A 22,967-nucleotide genomic window follows, 5' to 3' on the forward strand; every position below is an offset into this window, starting at 1 on the left:
TGACTTAAAAAGAAGAGAAAAATTTACTGAAACGAAGCGTTATAAGTTGAAAAATAAAGGGGCGATGCTCTATACTATGTATAAGGTCAAAGAAAGTCAAAGTCAAAAGGACTTGCAAGCATACTGAGTAACAGAGGTGAAGAGAATGGATGCAAATAAGATGACCTATGCCGTGCAAGAAGCGTTACAACAAGCGATTCAACTTGCACAAGACTATGAACAACAAAATGTAGAAATAGAAGCAGTGTTATTAGCTGCCTTAAAAGAAACAGATAGTTTATTTAATAGTGTATTAGAACGTGCCAATATTGATACGAGTGAATTAGCGAACGCATATGATTCAAAATTAAAACGCCATGCGACAGTTAAAGGCGATAATATTCAATATGGTCAATATATCGGCAATGAAACCAATACGCTGTTTAATAAAGCAGAAGCTATTATGAAAGACTATGATGATGAGTTTGTATCAATGGAACATGTGTTGTTAGCAGCCATGGAAGTTGATGAGACAACTAAATCATACGTCGGTAATAAAAATGAAGTAATCAAAGAAATTATTAAGAAGATCAGAGGAGGAAATCACGTGACATCACAAAATCCAGAAGCAAACTATGAAGCACTTGAAAAATATGGTCGTGATTTAGTAGAAGAAGTCCGACAAGGAAATATGGATCCAGTTATCGGAAGAGATGAAGAAATTCGTAATACGATTCGTATCTTAAGTCGTAAAACGAAAAATAACCCTGTCTTAATCGGGGAACCAGGTGTCGGTAAAACTGCGATTGTTGAAGGATTAGCACAACGAATTGTGAAAAAAGACGTGCCGGAATCCTTATTAGATAAAACAATCTTCGAATTAGACCTAAGTGCATTAGTGGCTGGTGCAAAATACCGTGGTGAATTCGAAGAACGCTTAAAAGCAGTCTTAAAAGAAATTAAAGATGCTGACGGTCGTATTATTCTCTTTATCGACGAATTGCATATGCTAGTCGGTGCAGGTAAAACCGATGGTGCGATGGATGCAGGCAACATGTTGAAACCGATGTTAGCACGTGGTGAATTACACTGTATCGGTGCAACAACTTTAAATGAGTATCGTGAATATATTGAAAAAGACTCAGCATTAGAACGTCGTTTCCAAAAAGTAAACGTGTCTGAACCTGATGTAGAAGATACGATCTCTATTTTACGTGGATTGAAAGAACGCTATGAAGTGTATCATGGTGTACGTATTCAAGACCGTGCATTAGTTGCTGCAGCAGAATTATCAGATCGTTATATCACAGATCGTTTCTTACCAGATAAAGCAATTGACTTAGTAGACCAAGCATGTGCGACAATTCGTACAGAAATGGGTTCTAACCCAACAGAACTCGACCAAGTCAACCGTCGTGTAATGCAGTTAGAAATTGAAGAAAATGCGCTACAACATGAATCAGACAGTGTCAGCCAACAACGTTTGAAAGAACTTCAAGAAGAGCTTTCAAATGAAAAAGAAAAACAAGCAGCGTTACAATCTCGTGTAGAACAAGAAAAAGAAAAAATTGCGAAACTACAAGAAAAACGAGCAGAGCTTGATGAAAGCCGTAAAGCATTAGAAGATGCTGAAAATAACTATAATCTTGAAAAAGCAGCGGAATTGCAACACGGTAAAATCCCTCAATTAGAAAAAGAATTACGTGAATTAGAAGATGCGTTCCAAGATGATCAAGTTGGTGATGAAGAACGTATTATCCGTGAAATTGTGACAGATGAAGAAATCGGAGATATCGTCAGTCAATGGACAGGTATTCCAGTTACAAAATTAGTGGAAAGTGAACGTGACAAATTACTACACTTAAACGATATCTTGCATGAACGTGTCGTAGGTCAAGATAAAGCCGTTGATTTAGTTGCAGATGCGGTTATCAGAGCACGTGCAGGTATTAAAGACCCTAACCGTCCAATCGGAAGTTTCTTATTCCTAGGACCAACAGGTGTCGGTAAAACAGAGCTTGCGAAAACTTTAGCTTCTAGCTTATTCGATTCAGAAAAACACATGATTCGTATCGACATGAGTGAGTATATGGAAAAACACTCTGTCTCTCGTTTAATCGGAGCGCCTCCAGGCTATGTCGGTCATGATGAAGGCGGTCAATTAACAGAAGCAGTGCGTCGTAATCCTTACTCAGTTATCTTATTAGATGAAGTAGAAAAAGCACACTCTGATGTCTTCAACGTGTTATTACAATTATTAGATGAAGGTCACTTAACAGATTCTAAAGGCCGTAACGTAGACTTCAAAAACACAATCATCATTATGACAAGTAACATTGGTTCGCAAATCTTACTTGAACAAGTGAAAGAAACAGGTGTAATTACAGAAGACACAGAAAAAGCAGTCATGAATAATTTAAATCAATTCTTCAAACCTGAAATCCTGAACCGTATGGATGATATTGTATTATTCCGTCCATTATCAGTAGATGACATGAGCTTGATTGTAGAAAAAATCTTAGCAGAATTGAATATCCGCTTATTAGATCAACGAATTTCAATTGAAGTGTCAGACGCAGCGAAAAAATGGTTGGGTGAAGAAGCATATGAACCGCAATTTGGTGCGCGTCCATTAAAACGTTTTGTACAACGTCAAATTGAAACGCCGTTAGCACGTATGATGATTAAAGAATCATTACCAGAAGGTACAACAATTAAAGTTGACTTAGATGATGATGGTTTACAATTTGATGTAGAAAAAGCACAAATATAATGATTAATATAAAGAAACAGCCGTATCGCATTTGATACGGCTGTTTTCATACATAAAAAAATCCAGCAAGAACTTTTGCTGGATGCGAAATGCGGGCTGTTATTGTTTACTGTCTTCTTCTGCAGCAGATGGCTTAATAGGTTTCATTAGTGCGTCTAAAGCAACGATAGCAAGTGTAAAGACAACTGCTAAAACTAATGGAAGAACCATATCTAATGTTCCGCCGCCGGCTAAACTGTTTAACACGAAGTTAACCATTTGAAGCAGCAAAACAGACCAGAATAGTACCATAATGTATTTCATCTGTTGTGCCTCCATATTTCATCTTTAGTTCAATTATAAAATAGAGTGATTGCTTTGTATAGTGAAATCAGGAAATTCGACACAAGAGCCAAGTTGTAGAAGATGAAACAACATCACATTTATTGTGATACGCGCGTTCAAATATTATAATAGTGTAAGCAATGTCATGATGGATACGAATAAAGCACTTGTATTCAAAAAGTAGAATATGATAAATTAATACCTGGTATTAAAATTATTTTTAAGAAGGTGTAGAACCATGAATGTGGGTATTAAAGGTTTTGGAACTTACGTTCCAGAAAAAGTAGTAGACAATGCCTATTTTGAATCGTTTTTAGAAACATCTGATGAATGGATTTCTAAAATGACTGGAATCAAAGAACGTAGATGGGCAGGCGAAGACGAAGAAACATCAGATCTTGCTTATGAAGCAAGTGTGAAAGCAATTGAAGATGCAGGAATTAAACCTGAAGATATAGATATGGTAATTGTCGCAACATCAACAGGAGACTTCCCGTTTCCAACTGTAGCAAATATGTTGCAAGACCGTTTAGGTTTAGGAAAAGTTGCGACGATGGATCAATTAGCAGCATGTTCAGGATTTATGTATTCCTTGATTACTGCCAAACAGTACATACAGTCAGGTGACTATCATAATATTTTAGTAGTCGGTGTGGATAAACTTTCTAAAATTACTGATTTAACAGATCGTTCGACTGCTATTTTATTCGGTGATGGTGCAGGTGCAGCAGTAATCGGTGAAGTATCTGAAGGACATGGTATCTTAAGCTATGAAATGGGTTCTGACGGCAGTGGCGGCAAGTATTTATACTTGAACCACGATAACGGCAAAATCTTTATGAATGGTCGTGAAGTGTTTAAATTTGCGGTTCGTATTATGGGAGAAGCTTCTCGTAATGTAGTGGATAAAGCCGGATTAACTGCTGATGATGTCGATATGTTCGTACCGCATCAAGCGAACATCAGAATCATGGAATCTGCTCGTGAACGCTTAGGTATTCCAAAAGAAAAAATGAGTGTATCAGTAGATAGATTCGGCAATACTTCAGCGGCTTCTATTCCGTTAAGTATTGGACAAGAACTCGAAAACGGCAGAATTAAAGACGGCGATGTCTTAGTGCTAGTCGGTTTCGGCGGCGGCCTGACTTGGGGCGCAATTACATTAAGATGGGGAAAATAGGAGGATAAGGTATGAGCAAAGAGCAACGCGTTGTAATTACAGGAATTGGCGCATTATCTCCATTAGGAAATGATGCAGAAACGTCATGGGAAAACGCTTTAAAAGGTGTTAATGGAATTGATGAGATTACTCGTATTGACACATCTGATTACAATGTTCATTTAGGCGGAGAATTAAAAGACTTCAATGTTGAAGATTATATCGATAGAAAAGAAGCACGTCGTATGGATCGTTTCACACAGTATGCGGTAGTAGCGGCACGTGAAGCGGTACAAGATGCGAAGTTGGATATTAATGATAAAACAGCTGACAGAATCGGTGTATGGATTGGTTCAGGTATCGGAGGCATGGAAACTTTCGAAGTGGCACATAGCCAATTGTTAAATCGTGGACCACGCCGTGTCAGTCCGTTCTTCGTACCAATGTTGATTCCTGATATGGCAACAGGCCAAGTATCAATTGATTTAGGTGCTAAAGGACCAAACGGTTCAACAGTGACAGCTTGTGCAACAGGTACTAACTCAATTGGTGAAGCATTTAAAATTATCCAACGCGGTGATGCAGATGCGATGGTAACTGGCGGTAGTGAAGCGCCGATTACACATATGGCAATTGCTGGATTCAGCGCAAGCCGTGCGTTATCTACAAACAATGACAAAGAAACAGCATGTCGTCCATTCCAAGAAGGCCGTGATGGCTTCGTAATGGGTGAAGGTGCAGGTATCGTAGTGCTTGAGTCGTTAGAATCAGCACAAGCACGTGGTGCGAAAATTTACGCTGAAATCGTTGGTTATGGCTCAACAGGTGATGCGTATCATATCACTGCACCAGCGCCTGAGGGTGAAGGCGGTTCTCGCGCAATGAAAGCTGCGATGGATGATGCAGGTATCGAACCGAAAGATGTACAATACTTAAACGCACATGGTACAAGTACACCAGTAGGTGACTTGACTGAAGTTCTTGCGATTAAAAATACATTCGGAGATGCTGCGAAAAACTTGAAAGTCAGCTCAACTAAATCAATGACTGGCCACTTATTAGGTGCTACAGGTGGTTTAGAAGCTATCTTCTCAGCGCTTTCTATTCGTGATAGTAAAGTTGCGCCAACAATCCATGCAGTAACACCAGATCCTGAATGTGATTTAGACTTCGTGCCAAATGAAGCACAAGACTTAGACATCACATATGCGATGAGTAACAGTTTAGGTTTCGGTGGTCACAACGCAGTATTAGTATTGAAAAAAATTTGAAGACTAATTTTAAATAGACCTAAAAATAAGCCAGATGTTTGGACTCTAAATCAGAGTGCAAATATCTGGCTTTTGTCTTTCCTGAAAATACAATTGTATTTTATGCAGGAGCATTCATATTGAATATACAGATGCGATAGTGTAACAAAACGAATGGATTTTTCAGGTTTAATATACAAAAAGACATGCGATTATTACTATATTTCACTGAAAACCCTACAATGAACGTATTAAATTAATAAGAAATACAAAAAATAGATAAATAACTTATGTTAAATTTTCTTGTTTAGTACTAAAAATTTAGATTTTGTCAATGATGTATAATATGTGAAAAGTTTCCTTTGTATATCCTGAATAGACAATTGAAATTAAGTGGTAAATAAAACTAGCAATTAAATAGGTAGAAAAAAACGGCAAAGTGAAATCACTCTGCCGTTTTTTTGTGGTTAAAAAGTGAAAGTCGCTAGCAAACATAAAATGACATAAACCACATTGACTAAAGTTAAATAGATCGTCCAACGTTCTACAATATAGACCTCTCTTTTAACTTGTTTAGGATTAATAAATTCATCATCAACATGTGCTTTACGATGTTTGGCACTAGACATTTGGTAGCGCAAACGCCTGAAACCATAGCTTGTCGCATCAAAGATACCATCTTGAACTAAGATGAAAACGAAGCCGACAATAAAAAGCAACATACTGACAATGAATAAAATGTCGATAAATTGGGTCCACGTATGTTCGCGAAACAGCCAAATAATCAAACTTAAAACAGGTGAGAATATTGCCCAGAAAATCCATCGGAAATGTTTATTCATATCACGATTACCTCTCGATTCATTAAAAATTTAAAAGTAATTCATCAGCATTTATTTAGTAATAACTATAAAGTTTTTTTAATAGAAATACAAGAAACAAAAAGCACGTAATCTATTGATATTGCTATATTTGTTACACATGTGTGACGGAACTTTTTGTTATAACATTTAAATTATTCAAAAAATTGTGTTGATTTTAAATGTAAAGTACCGATATACTAATATTAAAATATTTCTGATAATTAGAAGGGAATGTTTAATTTGAATCTATAAGGGGGATTGTCAATGCTTAGATATATACTCAAGCGTTTTGGGTACATGCTTATTTCTTTGTTTATCATTATGACTATCACTTTCTTCTTAATGAAATTGATGCCAGGTTCACCGTTTAATGATGCAAAGTTAAGCGCAGATCAAAAGGAGATTTTGAACGAGACCTACGGTTTGAATGATCCAGTCATTGTACAATATTTGCACTACTTAAAGAACGTAGTCACAGGAGATTTTGGGGTTTCATTCCAATATCATAACCAACCAGTGTGGGATTTAATTCAACCTCGTTTGATTCCGTCAATTGAAATGGGACTTGCGGCGATGGTCATCGGGATTGTTTTAGGATTGATTTTGGGTGTTGCAGCAGCAACAAAACAAAATACATGGGTGGATTACTCAGCGACAGTTATTTCAGTTATCGCTGTTTCAGTACCATCATTCGTATTAGCAGTATTATTACAATATGTGTTCTCAGTAAGATTAAGATGGTTCCCAGTTGCAGGTTGGGAAGGTATTTCAACAGCTATTCTGCCATCACTCGCACTTTCAGCAGGCGTACTTGCGACAGTCGCACGATACATACGAGCGGAAATGATCGAAGTGCTGAGTTCTGATTATATTTTACTTGCGAGAGCCAAAGGGAATTCAATGATGCGTGTGCTATTCGGCCATGCATTACGAAATGCATTGATTCCAGTTATCACAATCATCGTGCCGATGTTAGCTGGAATTTTAACAGGGACACTTACAATCGAGAATATCTTCGGGGTTCCAGGACTAGGGGATCAGTTCGTAAGATCGATTCAAACGAATGACTTCTCTGTCATTATGGCAACCACTCTTTTATTCAGTACGTTATTCATCGTATCGATTTTCATAGTGGATATTTTATATGGAATTATCGATCCGCGTATTAGGATACAAGGAGGTAAGAAATAATGGCAGAAGACAAAAACAACACTTGCATGGAGATTACTCCAATGCAACGTTATCACATACGACAGATGGCGAGAATGCGCCTGACTTTATCTTAGTAGAACAAGATATTGATAAAGAACCAGAAATTCAACGTGAAAGTAAAAACTTCTGGCAAGATGCTTGGAGCCAATTAAGACGAAATAAACTTGCAGTAGTCGGGATGATTGGATTAATTTTAATCATCATCATGGCACTTGTCGGTCCTTTAATCAGCAGCCATGATTATGCTGAACAAGATGTAGACCGCAGAAACTTACCAGCAAAAATACCTGTCTTAGACAAAATACCTTTCTTACCGTTTGACGGTGTAGGTGCAGATGGCAAAGACGCATATAAAGAAGCTGGTGTGAAAGAGAACTTCTGGTTTGGGACAGACCAATTAGGTCGTGACTTATGGTCACGTACTTGGCAAGGTGCACAAGTATCATTATTCATCGGTGTTGTTGCCGCCGCATTAGATATCTTTATCGGTGTAGTTTACGGGGCAATATCCGGATTCTTTGGAGGACGAACAGATGACGTCATGCAGCGGATTATAGAAATCATCGCTTCTATTCCGAACTTGATTGTCGTAATTTTATTCGTATTGATTTTCGAACCTTCAATTTGGACAATTATTTTAGCAATGGCCATTACAGGATGGATTGGCATGAGCCGTGTTGTTCGTGGTGAGTTCTTAAAATTAAAAGGACAAGAATTCGTATTAGCATCACGTACATTAGGGGCTTCTAAAGGGAAATTGATTTTCCGTCATATTTTACCAAATACATTAGGAGCAATTGTTGTAACTTCAATGTTCACAGTACCAAGTGCAATTTTCTTCGAAGCATTCTTAAGCTTCATCGGAATCGGTGTACCAGCACCTAAAACATCACTTGGTTCATTAGTAAATGACGGACGCGCGATGTTATTGATTCATCCACATGAATTATTTATTCCAGCATTGATTTTAAGTTTATTGATTTTATTCTTCTACTTATTCAGTGATGGATTACGTGATGCATTCGATCCGAAAATGCGTAAATAAGGGAGGCAAAAAGGATGTCAGATAAAATATTAGAAGTAAACGACTTGCATGTCTCCTTTGATATTGATGCTGGAGAAGTGCAAGCTGTACGTGGTGTAGACTTTTATTTGAGAAAGGGAGAAACCCTTGCGATTGTAGGTGAATCAGGTTCTGGTAAATCAGTGACAACGAAAGCACTGACAAAACTCTTCCAAGGAGATGCTGGCCGAATTAAAAAAGGCGAAATTTTATTCTTAGGTGAAGACTTAGCACAAAAACCTGAAAAAGAATTAATCAAATTAAGAGGTAAAGACATCTCTATGATTTTCCAAGATCCGATGACGTCGTTAAATCCAACGATGCAAATAGGTAAACAAGTGATGGAACCTCTGATTAAACATCGTAACTATAGTAAATCACAAGCAAAAAAACGTGCGCTAGAGATTTTAGAAATGGTAGGTTTACCAAACGCGAAACAACGCTTTAAAGCTTATCCTCACCAATTCTCAGGTGGGCAAAGACAACGTATTGTCATTGCGACAGCACTCGCATGTGAACCAAAAGTATTAATCGCAGATGAACCGACAACAGCATTAGACGTGACAATGCAAGCACAAATTTTAGACTTGATGAAACGTCTGCAACAAAAAATTGATACATCAATTATTTTCATTACGCATGACTTAGGTGTCGTCGCAAATATCGCAGACCGTGTTGCAGTTATGTACGGTGGACAAATGATTGAAAGAGGAGAAATTGATGAAATATTCTATGACCCTCAACATCCATATACTTGGGGACTGTTATCTTCAATGCCTGACTTAGAAACAGGTAATGATATTGAATTAACAGCAATCCCAGGAACACCGCCAGACTTGTTGCACCCACCAAAAGGAGATGCATTCGCACCACGAAGTCAATATGCATTAGATATCGACTTTGAAGAAGAGCCGCCATGGTTCAAAGTATCACCGACACACTTTGTGAAATCATGGTTGTTAGATGAAAGAGCGCCGAAAGTTGAACCGCCAGAGCTTGTGAAACAACGTCAAAGAAAAATGGCGAATAAGTTTGATAAACCACAACGACAAGAGGGGGTGGCGTTCAATGAAGGATAATCGTGAACAAAAATTTAACGAATCAAATACAGCGCTAGAGCAACAAAAAAATATTGAACAAGAACAAAGGGAAACAGCTGAACAACGTCAACAAGAACCGTCACAAGAAGTGTTGCTTGAAGTTAATAACTTAAAACAATACTTTAATGTCGGAAAGCGTAATGAAGTTCGTGCTGTTGAAGGTATCTCATTCAAGATATTCAAAGGGGAAACATTCGGCTTAGTAGGAGAATCTGGTTGCGGGAAGTCAACCACTGGTAAAGCCTTAATTAAGTTGAATGATGCGACAGCTGGAGAAGTTTATTACGAAGGGGTTAACATACAAGATATTAAAAAGCGTAAAGATATGTTGAAATTCAATAAGAAAATCCAAATGATTTTCCAAGATCCATACGCTTCATTGAACCCGAGATTAAAAGTGATGGATATCGTTGCAGAAGGTATTGATATTCATAAATTAGCAAAGAATACGAAAGATCGTAAAAAACGCGTATATGACTTATTAGAAACAGTAGGTTTAAATAAAGAACACGCGAACCGTTATCCGCATGAGTTCTCTGGTGGACAAAGACAACGTATCGGTATTGCACGTGCTTTGGCAGTTGAACCAGAATTCATCATCGCAGATGAACCGATTTCAGCGCTAGACGTTTCAATTCAAGCACAAGTGGTCAACTTATTGTTGAAACTTCAACGTGAGAAAGGTATTACTTTCTTATTCATTGCCCATGACCTATCTATGGTGAAGTATATTTCAGATAGAATTGCGGTTATGCATTTCGGTAAAATTGTAGAATTAGGGACTGCGGATGAAATCTATAATCATCCTTTACATCCTTACACACAATCTTTGCTATCAGCAGTACCTCAACCAGATCCTGAAAGTGAACGTACAAGAACACGTATTGTCTATAAAGAAGATGCTGAAAAGAATGATGAACGTTCATTACAAGAAATCAATCCAGGACATTATGTCTTTGTGACAGATGAGGAAGCGCAAGAATTAAAACAAAGATTACAACAAACAGTGTAAGGGGGATAAAGCGATGAAGAAAAAATTAATTTCATTAGCCATGATGCTTGCTGCAGCAGCCCTCATACTCAGTGGGTGCAGTCAAGGCGGCGGTATTTATGATGATAAAGGGCAAGTGTATCGAGAAGTTATTTCTCAAGATATGAGTACATTAGATAGTGTATTAGCTTCTGATGAAGTTTCATTCAACACATATAACCAAGTATTTGAAGGTTTATATACATTGGATGGAGAAGATAAAATCCAGCCAGGTGTTGCTAAAGAAAAGCCGAAAAAAAGTAATGGCGGTAAAACTTTAACGATTGAACTTAGAAAAGATGCGAAGTGGTCAAATGGCGATCCAGTTACTGCACATGACTTCGTCTTTGCTTGGAGAAAAGCATTGAAACCTGAAACAGCATCTGAATATGCATATATTATGTATGATTTAAAGAATGCTCAGAAGATAAATGAAGGTAAAATGTCTCCCGATAAATTAGGCGTTAAAGCTTTAAATAAATATAAACTTCAAATTGAACTAACTAAACCGTTACCATATTTTGATCAAATGCTAGCGTTTGGTACATACATGCCACAAAATGAAAAAGTTGCGAAAAAGTATGGCAAGAGATATGGGACAACTGCTGACAAAGTTGTCTATAACGGTCCATTCAAAGTGAAAGAGTGGAAAGTAGAAGATAAAATTCTTTTAGAAAAAAATGAAGATTACTGGGACAAAAAAGCAGTTAAATTGGATAAAGTTAGCTATAAAATATTGAAAGACCAACAAGCAGGTGCATCTTTATATGATACAGGTTCAGCAGATGTTACGGAAATAACTTCTGAACAGGTAGATAAATACGAAAAGAATCCTGCACTTTTCAAAAGACTATTTGCTTCTACGTTCTTCTTGAAACTCAATGAAAAAGAACAAAAAGAATTTAAAAACAAAGATATGCGTTATGCAGTAGCACAATCTATCAACAAAAAAGATTACGTTGATACAGTCTTAAATAATGGATCTGCACCATTTGATGGCTTTACAGCTAAGAAAACAGCTATTCTTGAAGATGGTAAAGATTATGCTTCATTGGTAAAATCTCCATTGAAATATAATCCGAAAGAAGCTAAAGCACATCTTGAAAAAGCGAAGAAGGCTCTTGGTAAAGATGAATTCACATTCACTTTAAATACTCAAGATACAGCATCAGCAAAAATTTCAGCACAATTTATCAAGTCTGAAATGGAGAAAAACTTACCAGGTGTAACTGTCAATATTAAACAATTACCATTCAAACAGCGTGTCACAGCTGAATTATCAATGAATTATTCTATGTCTCTATCTGGATGGGGACCAGACTATCCAGACCCGATGACTTTCTTAGACATTATGACTACTGGAAATGCTCAAAACAATACAGATTGGGGCAGTAAACAGTATGATGATATGTTAAAAGAAGCTAATGGACCTTTATTAAAGAATCCAAAAGAGAGAATTAATAAATTGAAAGAAGCAGAAGAATTAATGTTGAAAGAAGCACCAGTTGCACCACTTTATCAACAAGGTAGAGCTTACTTGAAAAATCCACAAATTAAAGGTGTAGTTTATCACCAAGTTGGTGGTAGAGATTCATTGAAAACAGCCTACATCGATAAAGATATCGATAGAAAAACAGGTAAGAAAAAGAAAGATAAAGAGTAATAAACAAAGGGATAATTTTTCACACAATAAGGGGATTTAAATATTGAAACACGGTCAGTTTTGGCCGTGTTTTTCTTTATGCATAATTTAAGAAAATCGTAGTCTTTGACTTTATGTACGCTTAACCCTAGCATGACAAGTAAGAGAGACAAGAACAGGAGAGGGTTATATGTTGCCGGTCAGTATATTAGACCAAACGCCCATTACTAAAAATCAAACGTCACAAGAAGCTTTAAAACAAACGATAGAACTTGCGCAACTTGCAGATCAATTAGGATATACACGTTATTTAGTCGCAGAACATCATAATTTGAAAGATGTGATTGGAACATCTCCAGAAATCTTAACGATGCATTTATTGAATCAAACTAAAAATCTACGCATAGGTTCTGGTGGTGTTATGTTGCAGCATTATCATCCGCTTAAAATAATCGAACAGTTTCATTTAATGGATGAATTATCTAACCATCGTGTAGATTTGGCGGTAGGAAAAGCACCAGGAGGATATCCTAAGGTAACTGAAATCTTAAAAGAAGAGTTGAAAGAGCACTACTTTTCATTTGATGAGAAATTTGAGATATTGAATCGCTTGAACACTCAAAATTTTGATAATTCATCTAAATACGCAGGATTAAAAACGGCCAAACGTCAAAGTGAGACCTCAAGTGTACCTGTATATTTACTGGGCACGAGTTTAAACTCAGTAATACAAGCTGCAGAAGCTAAAGTTGGTGTCATCTATGCATTCTTTATTAACGCTGAACAAGAAGCGCTAGAGGAGGCTTTAGAGGCTTATAAATCACGCTTCCCAGAAGGACGCTTTATTGTAAGTATACCCGCTATGGTTACAGCAGTTGGTGATAATCAATTACCATTTCGATTTTCACAACGTCATTTTGAATTGATTTCTAAAGATGGCAGACGCACGGTTTTAAATACTAAAGCACAAGTTGATGATTATTTATCACAAACTGATGAAACATTTGAAGTGACAGAAAAACGTATGCATATTATTAGTGGAAATAAGGAAGAAGTCCAAAGCAAGTTAGATGAAATTAATAGGAAGCATATGATTGATGAGTGGATGTTGCACATGACGATTCCAAATCATAAATTGCGTATGAATACAGTAAGACAACTTGCACCAACAAACTAGAAAAAAGGAGCGCTAAGCGTGAATGATACTATAAAAATAACTTCAGCATCACGTGATTTTGATCAAGCTGGACATTTAAGCTATGTCGCGATTGGTGATATGTGTCATGCGATGTTAGGGAGTCAGAATGACCGATTAATTGAACACTATATGCAGAAAATGTATCGCAAGAAAAAGAATCGCTTCAGCTATGAACATACACTTCAAGCAACGATTAATGATAAAGTAGCAGGGTTGATGACATGTATGCCATATCGTGACTTAGAACGAAGTTTAGTTTCGACAGTCATTCAAATTGCTTTGTTAAAACACATTTTTGTGTTTCCGCATATTTTGAATTATTATCAATCTATCTTGTCATTAATTCGTATGCAAGAAGGTGAAGATGATGAGTATCATGTCAGTATGTTATCTGTTTCATCCGAGTTTCAACGTAGAGGTGTCGGACAAGCTTTGTTTGAAGAAGCGGAACATAAAGCTAAAGCAGCAGGATTTAATAAGATTTCGCTAACTGTAAATCAAATCAATTACAAAGCAAATGCCTTATATCAAAAGTTAGGTTATGAAAAAGTGGGTGAAGCAAAGGCCTCAATGATTACATTAAATAGAATGAGAAAACACTTAACTTAATAACATAACTATGACTTTTAAAATGTGATACCGCACATTGACTTGTATAATAGATTGTTGAATGTTAGTATAAAAATGTAAATTAAATATCTCATTGCTAGGGGTGCCGAAATGGCTGAAAGATATACCATCAACCCTTTGAACCTGATCTAGTTAGTACTAGCGTAGGGAAGCGTACATAGATGATTAAGAAACAGAAATTCAATATGACGATAGATGGACATAGAGATATGTTTATTTTTAGTTGTATATGTATAAAATCCTTACGCATTCATAAAATTATGAATGCGTTTTCTTATTTGTCTTGTCTTGATGTTTTATAGGCCTCCTAGCAATGATGCAGGGAGGAATTATTTTATGAAACAAGAAGAAATTGAATTGAAAAAAGGTTTTCCAGCAAGCAGACGTGTCTTTAAACAAGGGGCAGATGAAGATATTCGTGTGCCGTTTCGTGAAATTGAACTCAGTGATACGGTGACAGATTATAGCACACAAAAGAACGAACCTCTTACAGTGTATGATACAGCGGGTGTATATCACGAAGAAGGTTATGAAGTAGACGTCCAAAAAGGTATTCCGAAATTACGTTCTAACTGGATTGAAGCGCGTGAAGATGTAGAAGCATATGAAGGACGTAAGGTGCAATCGATTGATAATGGCTTTAAAAAAGAAGGTCATCATAAATTCGTTGAAACGCCATTTAAATATCAGCCTAAACGTGCGCAAGAAGGTAAACGTGTGACACAAATGTATTATGCAAAACAAGGTATCATCACAAAAGAAATGAAATTTGTGGCTGCACGTGAAGGTGTCGAACCAGAATTTGTCAGAGATGAAATTGCGAGAGGTCGCGCAATTATTCCTAATAACGTGAACCATCCTGAATCTGAACCGATGATTATTGGTAAAAACTTCCAAGTAAAAATTAATGCGAATATCGGTAATTCTGCAGTGTCTTCATCGATTGAAGCGGAAATTGAAAAATTAGTATGGGCTACACACTGGGGTGCAGATACAATTATGGATTTATCTACAGGTAAAAACATTCATGCGACACGTGAATATTTATTAAGAAATTCACCTGTTCCTGTAGGTACAGTTCCAATTTATCAAGCATTGGAAAAAGTGAATGGTATTGCGGAAGATTTAACATGGGAAATCTATCGTGACACATTAATTGAACAAGCAGAACAAGGTGTAGACTACTTTACTATCCATGCAGGTGTATTACTACGTTATGTTCCATTAACTGTTGATCGTTTAACAGGCATTGTTTCCCGTGGAGGTTCTATTATGGCGCAATGGTGTTTAGCGCATCACGAAGAAAGCTTCTTATATGAACACTTTGATGATATTTGTGAAATCTTAAATCGTTATGATATTGCGGTTTCTTTAGGAGATGGATTAAGACCAGGTTCAATTTATGATGCGAACGATGAAAGCCAAATTTCAGAATTAAAAACATTAGGTGAATTAACAGATATCGCTTGGAAACATGATGTTCAAGTTATGATTGAAGGTCCAGGACATATTCCAATGCATAAAATCAAAGAAAACCAAGATTTAGCAGATTTTTACTGTAAAGAAGCACCGTTCTATACATTAGGACCACTTACAACAGACATCGCACCAGCTTATGACCATATCACATCTGCCATCGGAGCAGCACAAATCGCAAGTCATGGTACCGCAATGCTTTGTTATGTTACACCTAAAGAACACTTAGGTTTACCAAATAAAGACGATGTACGTGAAGGTGTAATTACTTATAAAATTGCAGCACATGCGGCAGATTTAGCGAAAGGCTTGAAAGGTGCATCAGAACGTGATGATGCAATTAGTAAAGCACGTTTTGAATTCCGTTGGATTGACCAATTCAATTTATCTTTAGATCCAGAGCGTGCGCGTGAATATCATGATGAAACCTTACCAAAAGAGTCAGCAAAAGTTGCACACTTCTGTAGTATGTGCGGACCTAAATTCTGTTCAATGCGTATTTCTCATGATTTACGTCAACATCATTTTGATGAGCAAGAAAGACAAGATGCGATGAAAGAAAAAGCGAAAGATTTCGTAGAACAAGGCAGTAAGATTTATCAATAATTAGAAGCAAACTAATAAAGATAGCACCAGTACAAGAAAATTAATGTACTGGTGCTGTTTTTTTTACTTATAGCGCATGGAAAACCGCAATAAAAACTGTACCGATATAAAAAGTCAAACTCGCGTAAATCCAAAAGTAATTCGTACCGATAGATTCAGCACGTTGTTGAGCATTATGAAAGAACGGAAGGTTACCGTTTTTAATCAATGAAACACCCACAAAGAATGCAAAAACGATAAAGGAACCAATAAATAAAATTGTGTTAATAACCATATCGTAATGTACAAAAAGACTATACCCCACATAAATCGTTGCTGCGATACAAGCTACTGTTCTTATTATTGTAGAAAGCATGTGCTACACCTCTCATTCATTTTATATCGTTATTATATAACATTTAAGTTAATAGAGGTATTACTATTTAGATTGTTCAAGGCAAGAAAGATAAAATAAGAAATGCTTTTCTAAATCAATGAGAATGAAATAAAGCAATAAAAATAGTAGCAATAAAGAAACTAAGACTGATTAAAATCCAAAAGTAATTAGGTTTTCTAATTTGAGAGACTTTCTTGTAATGATCAAACAAGGTATCAGGTATTTTAGATTGTTTCTTTTTACTGATTTTTGAATTAAATCGACTAAAAACGTAGTTTAAAAGATGTAAGGAACCGTTAAAAATCAATGGTTTTATAACAAGTAAAGCAAATATTAAAAATGAACATACGAATAAAAGAGAATTAAGTGATTCATTAAAATAGACAAACAAGCTAATCAAACTATATGCAATTAAAATAATTGAGATTGAAATTTTATAGATTTTTGGTTGCAAAGCCAAGCCACCTCTTCGATATGATATGCAATTATTATAGTGTATTTTTATTACTAATGAAATAAAAATCTTTATTGCACTAAACCAAGAAAGTGGGTATAATACGCTTATCAAAAGATTCAGAAAATACAAGCGAGAGAGTGAACAACATGATTAAGTATATACTACAAAGAATAGGCTTTATGGCCATCACGCTTTTTTTAATTATGTCTATCACATTTTTCTTAATGAAACTGATGCCAGGATCTCCATTTAACGATGAAAAGCTGAGTGCTGCGCAGAAAGCGATTATTAATGAAAAATATGGTTTGAACGATAGTTTGCCTGTTCAATATGTACATTATTTAGGAAAAGTAATCAAAGGAGATTTCGGAGTATCTTTTCAATACGATAATAAAGAGGTTTGGTCTCTTATACAACTCCGTTTAGGGCCTTCAATGGAAATTGGATTGTATGCCATGATTGTTGCTGTAATATTCGGTATCTTATTCGGATTGATTTCGGCATTTAAAAAGAATACATGGATTGATTATACATCTACTGTTATTACAGTATTTGCCATTTCGGTTCCTGCTTTTGTACTTGCTGTATTGCTGCAATATTTCTTGGCAGTGAAATTAGCAATTTTCCCAGTTAGTGGATGGACATCATTAGAGTCTGCTGTATTACCAACTGCTTCGTTAGGACTAGGATTGATAGCAGTTATTGCAAGGTATATCAGATCAGAAATGATTGAAGTGTTGAGTTCTGATTATATTTTATTAGCAAGAGCTAAAGGATTATCAGAACCAAGAATTTTATTTGTGCACGCGTTACGTAATACTTTAATTCCACTTGTAACGGTTGCAATTCCAATGTTAGCCAGCGTTTTAACAGGAACGCTTACAATTGAAACAATTTTTGCCATACCAGGTATTGGTGATCAATTTGTAAGATCAATTCAAACTAATGATTATCCAGTTATTATGGCATTGACATTATTATTCAGTTTCTTATTTGTCGTTTCAATTTTTGTTGTAGATATTCTTTATGGCATTATCGATCCACGAATCAGAACACAAGGAGGTAAAGAATCATGACGCAATTATCATCAGAGTCTAAGTCATCAAATGAACTAAAGCGTGTTGATTTATCAAAGTTCAGATTCAGAACGATTGATGTGAACGATATTGAGAAAAATGAAAGAGAATATCATTCGACAGCTAAGCATGTCTGGTTGCAAATTCGTAAAAATAAAGCAGCTTTTTACGGCATGATCGGATTAATCATACTCGTATTATTTGCACTAATAGGGCCACTTGTTAGTTCATATACGTATTATGAACAAGATACAAACAGTGCCAATTTACCACCTAAAATTCAAGGTTTAGATAAAGTGTCATTTTTACCATTCGATGGTAAGGATGCGAGCGGTCGTGATTTATATGCAGAACAACATGTTGAAAAATACCATTGGTTCGGTACAGATAATTTAGGTCGCGATATTTGGACGAGAACATGGAAGGGTACACAAATTTCAATCTTTATCGGTTTAGTAGCCGCTTTTATGGATGTCACAATCGGAGTGACCTATGGGGCGATATCAGGTTATCTTGGCGGTAAAACAGATTTATTCTTACAACGTTTAATTGAGATATTAAGCTCGATTCCTAACTTGATTGTATTGATTTTATTTGTGCTTATTTTTGAACCATCGATATGGACTATCATTTTAGCCATGAGTGTGACAGGTTGGATTGGGATGAGTCGTATTACACGTGGTCAATTTATGAAATTAAAAAATGAAGAGTTTGTATTAGCTGCACGCTCTTTAGGCGTTTCAAATTTAAAAATTATTTTCAAACATATTTTACCGAATGCAACTGGAGCAATCATTGTAACCTCTATGTTCACAGTACCAAGTGCAATTTTCTTCGAAGCATTTTTAAGCTTTATCGGACTTGGTATCCCAGCACCACAAGCTTCTTTAGGTTCTCTTGTGAATACTGGTAGAAAGTTCTTATTAACATTCCCGTATCAATTGTTTATTCCGGCGATTGTTTTAAGTCTATTAATACTTTGTTTCTATTTGTTTAGTGACGGAATTCGAGATGCATTTGATCCTAAATCAGAATAAACATCAGGAGTGTAACATATGAATAAGATATTAGAAATCAAGAATTTATATATAGATTTTCATTTAGACAATGGCGTTGTTCAAGCCGTTCGTAATGTAAGCTTGGATTTAGAAGAAGGGGAAACATTAGCAATTGTAGGTGAATCAGGTTCAGGTAAATCTGTATTAACAAAAGCTATTACAAAATTATTGCCACCAAGAATAGCTAAAATCAAAGAAGGCAGTGTTATTTTTGAAAATAAAAATCTTGTTGATTTAACGAATAAAGAACTGCAATCAATTAGAGGTAAAGAAATCTCAATGATTTTCCAAGATCCAATGACAGCATTGAACCCAACAATGAAAATTGGAAAGCAAATCACCGAATTATTAAAAGTTCACAAAGGGATAGGGCATAACGAAGCCAAACAAGAAGCTATCAAAGTACTTGAAAGCGTGGGTGTACCTAATGCGGAGAAACGATTTAATTATTATCCGCATCAATTTTCAGGTGGGCAACGTCAACGTATTGTTATTGCAATGGCATTAATATTAGATCCTAAAATCATTATTGCGGATGAACCGACAACCGCTCTAGATGTATCAGTTCAAGCAAAAATATTAGAACTATTTAAAGCATTACAACAAGAATATAAAACTTCCATCATCTTTATTACTCATGATTTAGGTGTTGTTGCGAATGTTGCGGATAAAGTAGCGGTAATGTATGCAGGTGAAATTGTAGAATATGGCACAGTGAATGAAATATTCTATGATCCAAAACATCCGTATACATGGGGGCTATTAGGTTCAATGCCGCATTTAGAAACTGATAAGTCTGTTAAATTAGCCTCAATTCCAGGTTCACCGCCTGACTTAATGTTTCCACCTGTGGGTGATGCATTCGCAAGACGAAGCGACTATGCGATGGACATTGATTTTGAACAAGCACCGCCAACATATCAATTCAGTAAAACACATTATGCTAAATCATGGTTATATCATGAAGCAACACCAGCATTTGAAGTGCCTGATGCAGTTAAAGTGTTGAATGAAGAGTTTGAAGAAGAGACTTTTGAAAAACCTTTACTTCTTCAAGTAGAGGAGGAAAGCAAAGCATGACAGAGCCAATTTTAGAAGTGAAACATGTCAAAAAGTATTTTAATATCGGTAAACCGAATGAAGTGAGAGCGGTTGATGATGTCAGCTTAACGGTTTTTAAAGGAGAAACATTCGGACTTGTTGGTGAATCAGGTTGTGGGAAATCAACACTAGGTAGAACGATTATGCATTTGTATCAAGCAACAGATGGTGAAATTATCTTTGAAGGTAAGGATTCTCAAAAAATAAAATCACGAAAAGAAAAACTGGAATTCACACAGAATGTCCAAATGATTTTCCAAGATCCATATGCTTCTTTGAATCCTAGATTTAAAATTATCGATATTATCTCGGAAGGGTTAGATGTACAAAAGTTACATCAATCAAAAGAAGAAAGAAAACAACGTGTGTTTGAACTGCTTGAATTAGTAGGTCTTAATAAAGAAAGTGCTTATCGTTATCCGCATGAATTTTCAGGTGGGCAACGTCAACGTATCGGTATTGCACGTGCCTTAGCAGTGAATCCTAAGCTTATTATTGCTGATGAACCTATTTCAGCATTAGACGTTTCTATTCAAGCTCAGGTGGTTAACTTGCTTCAAGAGCTTCAAGAAAGCATGGGATTAACAATACTATTTATTGCTCATGATCTATCTATGGTCAAATACATTTCGGATCGTATTGGCGTGATGTATAAAGGTAAAATTGTTGAACTTGGAGATGTGGAAGAAATTTACAAAAATCCGCTTCACCCATACACAAAATCTTTATTATCAGCTATTCCGATTTCAAATCCGAATATTGAACGCCAAAGACAAATAATTGAGTATCATCCTGAAGATGACAGCAACATTGGCTTTAAACGCTCTGAAGCGTTGAAATTATATGAAGTGAAAGATAAACATTTTGTTTATTGTACTGAAGAAAAAGCGAAAGCATTAGCACAACAACTCTAGTATATTAATTCATTAATATAAATTACATCAGAAAGAAGGAAACAACATGAATAAGAAAGCTAAGATAGCTACTGGTATTCTGTCGTCGCTTTTAGTATTGACAGCATGTTCTAGTGGCGGAGGCAACGCAGGTAAAGACGAAAAGACATTGAAAATCGCGGAATCAGCAGATATCCCGACATTAGATCCATCAAAAGCGACTGACGCTGTTGCATTCACACAATTCGAACAAATTTATGAAGGCCTTTATAAAGTAGGTAAAGGAGATGAAATTATCCCTGCACTTGCGAAAGGCGAACCTAAAAAATCAGATGATGGTAAAACATGGACAATTAAACTTCGTGACGATGCAAAATGGTCTAATGGTGATCCTGTTACAGCTGATGACTTCGTATATTCATGGCGTAGAACTGTAAACAAAGACACAGCTGCTGAATATGCTTACATGTTCGAAAACATTAAAAATGCCAAAGAAATTACTGAAGGTAAGAAAAAAGTAGAAGAACTTGGTGTTCAAGCAGTAGACAAACACACATTGAAAATTGAATTGGTTAAAGACTTACCATATATGAAAGCTTTATTAGCATTCGGTAGTTTTTTACCTCAAAATGAAAAATTCGTCAAAGACCATGAGAAAAATTATGGTACAACTGACAAAGATGTTATCTTCAACGGTCCATTCAAATTGGAAAATTGGAAAAATGAAGACTCTTGGGACTTAGTTAAAAATGATAAATACTACAACAAAGACAAAATCAAATTAGAAAAAGTTCACTATAAAGTTGTTAAAGAAGCACAAACAGCAGTGAATATGTTTGAATCTAAAGATTTAGATTATGTAAGAAGTTTAACACCTGAAAACATCAAAAAATATAACGGCAACAAAAACTATAAAACAACACCTGAATCAGCTGTCTTCTTCTTAAGAGTCAATGAAACTAAGAATAAAGACTTAGCAAATGAAAACTTAAGAAAAGCTATTGCGAAATCAATCGACAGAGAAACATTCGTTAAAAAATTATTAGACAATGGTTCTGCAGCGACTGATAAATTAACAGCAAAAGGTATCGTTAAAGAAGATGGTCGTGATTACACTGATGGCGTTAAATCATCTTTAAGCTATGATGCTAAAGAAGCAAAAGCTTACTATGAAAAAGCTAAAAAAGAATTAGGTAAAGATAAATTTGAAATTGAATTCTTAACATACGACAAAGATAATGCGATTACTGAAACAGAATTTATGAAAGCACAAATCGAGAAAAACTTACCTGGTGTGACTTTAAAAATCAAACAATTACCATTCAAACAAAAATTAAAAGTAGAATCTGAGAAAAACTATGACATTTCATATGCTGGTTGGGCTCCTGACTATCCAGATCCAACTACATTCTTAGATTTATTCAAAAAAGACAGTCCGCACAACCAAACTGGTTATGCTAGTGATGAATATGATGGTTTATTAGAAAAAGCTAACTCTGATGCAGCACTTAAAAATCCTGCTGAACGTTTAAAAACTTTACAACAAGCAGAAGATAAAGTATTAGAAAGTGGTAACGTTGTACCATTGTATCAACGTGGTCTAGCTCAACTTTTAAGAACTAATGTAAAAGGATTAGAAAATCATCAAGTAGGTCCTGATTACAGCTTAGATAAAGTAGAATTGAAATAATTGAATAAATA

The 22,967-nt window shown here is 35.8% G+C and carries 18 protein-coding genes, 1 pseudogene and 1 riboswitch; of the genes and pseudogenes, 16 read left to right on the forward strand and 3 right to left on the reverse strand.

Going from position 1 to position 22,967, the window contains the following annotated elements; all coding sequences use genetic code 11:
- The first annotated feature begins 145 nt into the window (after positions 1–145).
- The gene (gene clpB / locus CD112_RS10430) at positions 146–2,752 is read left to right on the forward strand and encodes an ATP-dependent chaperone ClpB (protein WP_103364272.1); all 2,607 of its coding nucleotides are present in this window, start codon (positions 146–148) and stop codon (positions 2,750–2,752) included.
- A 99-nt stretch (positions 2,753–2,851) separates the two neighbouring features.
- On the opposite strand, the gene CD112_RS10435 is transcribed toward clpB, so the two are convergent.
- Entirely contained in the window at positions 2,852–3,055 is a 204-nt protein-coding gene (locus tag CD112_RS10435; protein WP_002481935.1) for a YjzD family protein, read from the reverse strand.
- Positions 3,056–3,314: 259 nt separating this feature from the next.
- Here CD112_RS10435 and CD112_RS10440 point away from each other — a divergent pair, with 259 nt between their 5' ends.
- Together CD112_RS10440 and fabF are read left to right on the forward strand one after the other, a co-directional pair.
- Complete coding sequence (locus CD112_RS10440; RefSeq protein WP_023015800.1) at positions 3,315–4,256, forward strand: beta-ketoacyl-ACP synthase III; 942 nt, start codon at positions 3,315–3,317, stop codon at positions 4,254–4,256.
- A gap of 11 nt (positions 4,257–4,267) precedes the next feature.
- On the forward strand, positions 4,268–5,506 hold the full coding sequence (gene fabF, locus CD112_RS10445) for a beta-ketoacyl-ACP synthase II (RefSeq protein WP_103364273.1): 1,239 nt from the start codon (positions 4,268–4,270) through the stop codon (positions 5,504–5,506).
- Positions 5,507–5,952: 446 nt separating this feature from the next.
- On the opposite strand, the gene CD112_RS10450 is transcribed toward fabF, so the two are convergent.
- Complete coding sequence (locus CD112_RS10450; RefSeq protein ID WP_002481938.1) at positions 5,953–6,327, reverse strand: DUF3899 domain-containing protein; 375 nt, start codon at positions 6,325–6,327, stop codon at positions 5,953–5,955.
- Positions 6,328–6,612: 285 nt separating this feature from the next.
- Between CD112_RS10450 and opp3b the strand changes: the two genes are divergently transcribed.
- The 8 genes and pseudogenes from opp3b to thiC all read left to right on the forward strand — a co-directional run bounded on the left by opp3b (position 6,613) and on the right by thiC (position 16,305).
- Positions 6,613–7,539, forward strand: coding sequence for an oligopeptide ABC transporter permease (gene opp3b / locus CD112_RS10455; RefSeq protein WP_023015802.1), 927 nt, complete (start codon positions 6,613–6,615; stop codon positions 7,537–7,539).
- Positions 7,539–8,605: pseudogene (gene opp3C, locus CD112_RS10460) on the forward strand (oligopeptide ABC transporter permease). Before opp3b ends, opp3C (CD112_RS10460) begins: the two are co-directional and overlap by 1 nt.
- A gap of 14 nt (positions 8,606–8,619) precedes the next feature.
- Entirely contained in the window at positions 8,620–9,702 is a 1,083-nt protein-coding gene (locus CD112_RS10465) for an ABC transporter ATP-binding protein (protein WP_002481942.1), read from the forward strand.
- Positions 9,692–10,735 (forward strand): ABC transporter ATP-binding protein, encoded by a 1,044-nt coding sequence (locus CD112_RS10470; protein ID WP_002481943.1) that lies wholly within the window; start codon positions 9,692–9,694, stop codon positions 10,733–10,735. The genes CD112_RS10465 and CD112_RS10470 overlap by 11 nt, the downstream gene beginning before the upstream one ends.
- Positions 10,736–10,748: 13 nt before the next feature.
- Positions 10,749–12,416, forward strand: a complete 1,668-nt coding sequence (locus CD112_RS10475) for a peptide ABC transporter substrate-binding protein (protein WP_060803839.1) — start codon at positions 10,749–10,751, stop codon at positions 12,414–12,416.
- Between the two features lie 169 nt (positions 12,417–12,585).
- Complete coding sequence (locus CD112_RS10480) at positions 12,586–13,572, forward strand: MsnO8 family LLM class oxidoreductase (protein WP_103364275.1); 987 nt, start codon at positions 12,586–12,588, stop codon at positions 13,570–13,572.
- Positions 13,573–13,590: 18 nt separating this feature from the next.
- Positions 13,591–14,202, forward strand: a complete 612-nt coding sequence (locus tag CD112_RS10485; protein ID WP_103364276.1) for a GNAT family N-acetyltransferase — start codon at positions 13,591–13,593, stop codon at positions 14,200–14,202.
- Positions 14,203–14,291: 89 nt separating this feature from the next.
- Positions 14,292–14,390: riboswitch (TPP riboswitch) on the forward strand.
- 169 nt (positions 14,391–14,559) lie between these two features.
- Positions 14,560–16,305, forward strand: a complete 1,746-nt coding sequence (gene thiC / locus CD112_RS10490; protein WP_103364277.1) for a phosphomethylpyrimidine synthase ThiC — start codon at positions 14,560–14,562, stop codon at positions 16,303–16,305.
- Between the two features lie 67 nt (positions 16,306–16,372).
- Here thiC and CD112_RS10495 read toward each other — a convergent pair whose 3' ends face one another.
- Positions 16,373–16,660, reverse strand: a complete 288-nt coding sequence (locus CD112_RS10495) for a hypothetical protein (protein WP_002481949.1) — start codon at positions 16,658–16,660, stop codon at positions 16,373–16,375.
- A gap of 624 nt (positions 16,661–17,284) precedes the next feature.
- Here CD112_RS10495 and CD112_RS10505 point away from each other — a divergent pair.
- From CD112_RS10505 to CD112_RS10525, 5 genes are read left to right on the forward strand one after another with little or no spacing between them, the layout of a single operon-like run.
- The gene (locus CD112_RS10505; RefSeq protein ID WP_103364278.1) at positions 17,285–18,214 is read left to right on the forward strand and encodes an ABC transporter permease; all 930 of its coding nucleotides are present in this window, start codon (positions 17,285–17,287) and stop codon (positions 18,212–18,214) included.
- Complete coding sequence (gene opp3C / locus CD112_RS10510) at positions 18,211–19,251, forward strand: oligopeptide ABC transporter permease (RefSeq protein ID WP_103364279.1); 1,041 nt, start codon at positions 18,211–18,213, stop codon at positions 19,249–19,251. Before CD112_RS10505 ends, opp3C (CD112_RS10510) begins: the two co-directional genes overlap by 4 nt.
- Before the next feature lie 18 nt (positions 19,252–19,269).
- Positions 19,270–20,352, forward strand: a complete 1,083-nt coding sequence (locus CD112_RS10515) for an ABC transporter ATP-binding protein (RefSeq protein ID WP_057510798.1) — start codon at positions 19,270–19,272, stop codon at positions 20,350–20,352.
- Complete coding sequence (locus tag CD112_RS10520; RefSeq protein WP_057510799.1) at positions 20,349–21,287, forward strand: ABC transporter ATP-binding protein; 939 nt, start codon at positions 20,349–20,351, stop codon at positions 21,285–21,287. The genes CD112_RS10515 and CD112_RS10520 overlap by 4 nt, the downstream gene beginning before the upstream one ends.
- 46 nt (positions 21,288–21,333) lie before the next feature.
- Entirely contained in the window at positions 21,334–22,956 is a 1,623-nt protein-coding gene (locus CD112_RS10525; RefSeq protein ID WP_057510800.1) for a peptide ABC transporter substrate-binding protein, read from the forward strand.
- Positions 22,957–22,967: the final 11 nt, after the last annotated feature.

The sequence above is a fragment of the Staphylococcus simulans genome (assembly GCF_002902285.1).
GTDB lineage: Bacteria > Bacillota > Bacilli > Staphylococcales > Staphylococcaceae > Staphylococcus > Staphylococcus simulans.

Bases quoted from the DNA above. Each gene is read 5' to 3' on its own strand.
- clpB (WP_103364272.1), top strand. From the start codon at position 146: ATGGATGCAAATAAGATGACCTATGCCGTGCAAGAAGCGTTACAACAA.
- CD112_RS10435 (WP_002481935.1), bottom strand. From the start codon at position 3,055: ATGAAATACATTATGGTACTATTCTGGTCTGTTTTGCTGCTTCAAATG.
- CD112_RS10440 (WP_023015800.1), top strand. From the start codon at position 3,315: ATGAATGTGGGTATTAAAGGTTTTGGAACTTACGTTCCAGAAAAAGTA.
- fabF (WP_103364273.1), top strand. From the start codon at position 4,268: ATGAGCAAAGAGCAACGCGTTGTAATTACAGGAATTGGCGCATTATCT.
- CD112_RS10450 (WP_002481938.1), bottom strand. From the start codon at position 6,327: ATGAATAAACATTTCCGATGGATTTTCTGGGCAATATTCTCACCTGTT.
- opp3b (WP_023015802.1), top strand. From the start codon at position 6,613: ATGCTTAGATATATACTCAAGCGTTTTGGGTACATGCTTATTTCTTTG.
- CD112_RS10465 (WP_002481942.1), top strand. From the start codon at position 8,620: ATGTCAGATAAAATATTAGAAGTAAACGACTTGCATGTCTCCTTTGAT.
- CD112_RS10470 (WP_002481943.1), top strand. From the start codon at position 9,692: ATGAAGGATAATCGTGAACAAAAATTTAACGAATCAAATACAGCGCTA.
- CD112_RS10475 (WP_060803839.1), top strand. From the start codon at position 10,749: ATGAAGAAAAAATTAATTTCATTAGCCATGATGCTTGCTGCAGCAGCC.
- CD112_RS10480 (WP_103364275.1), top strand. From the start codon at position 12,586: ATGTTGCCGGTCAGTATATTAGACCAAACGCCCATTACTAAAAATCAA.
- thiC (WP_103364277.1), top strand. From the start codon at position 14,560: ATGAAACAAGAAGAAATTGAATTGAAAAAAGGTTTTCCAGCAAGCAGA.
- CD112_RS10495 (WP_002481949.1), bottom strand. From the start codon at position 16,660: ATGCTTTCTACAATAATAAGAACAGTAGCTTGTATCGCAGCAACGATT.
- CD112_RS10505 (WP_103364278.1), top strand. From the start codon at position 17,285: ATGATTAAGTATATACTACAAAGAATAGGCTTTATGGCCATCACGCTT.
- opp3C (WP_103364279.1), top strand. From the start codon at position 18,211: ATGACGCAATTATCATCAGAGTCTAAGTCATCAAATGAACTAAAGCGT.
- CD112_RS10515 (WP_057510798.1), top strand. From the start codon at position 19,270: ATGAATAAGATATTAGAAATCAAGAATTTATATATAGATTTTCATTTA.
- CD112_RS10520 (WP_057510799.1), top strand. From the start codon at position 20,349: ATGACAGAGCCAATTTTAGAAGTGAAACATGTCAAAAAGTATTTTAAT.
- CD112_RS10525 (WP_057510800.1), top strand. From the start codon at position 21,334: ATGAATAAGAAAGCTAAGATAGCTACTGGTATTCTGTCGTCGCTTTTA.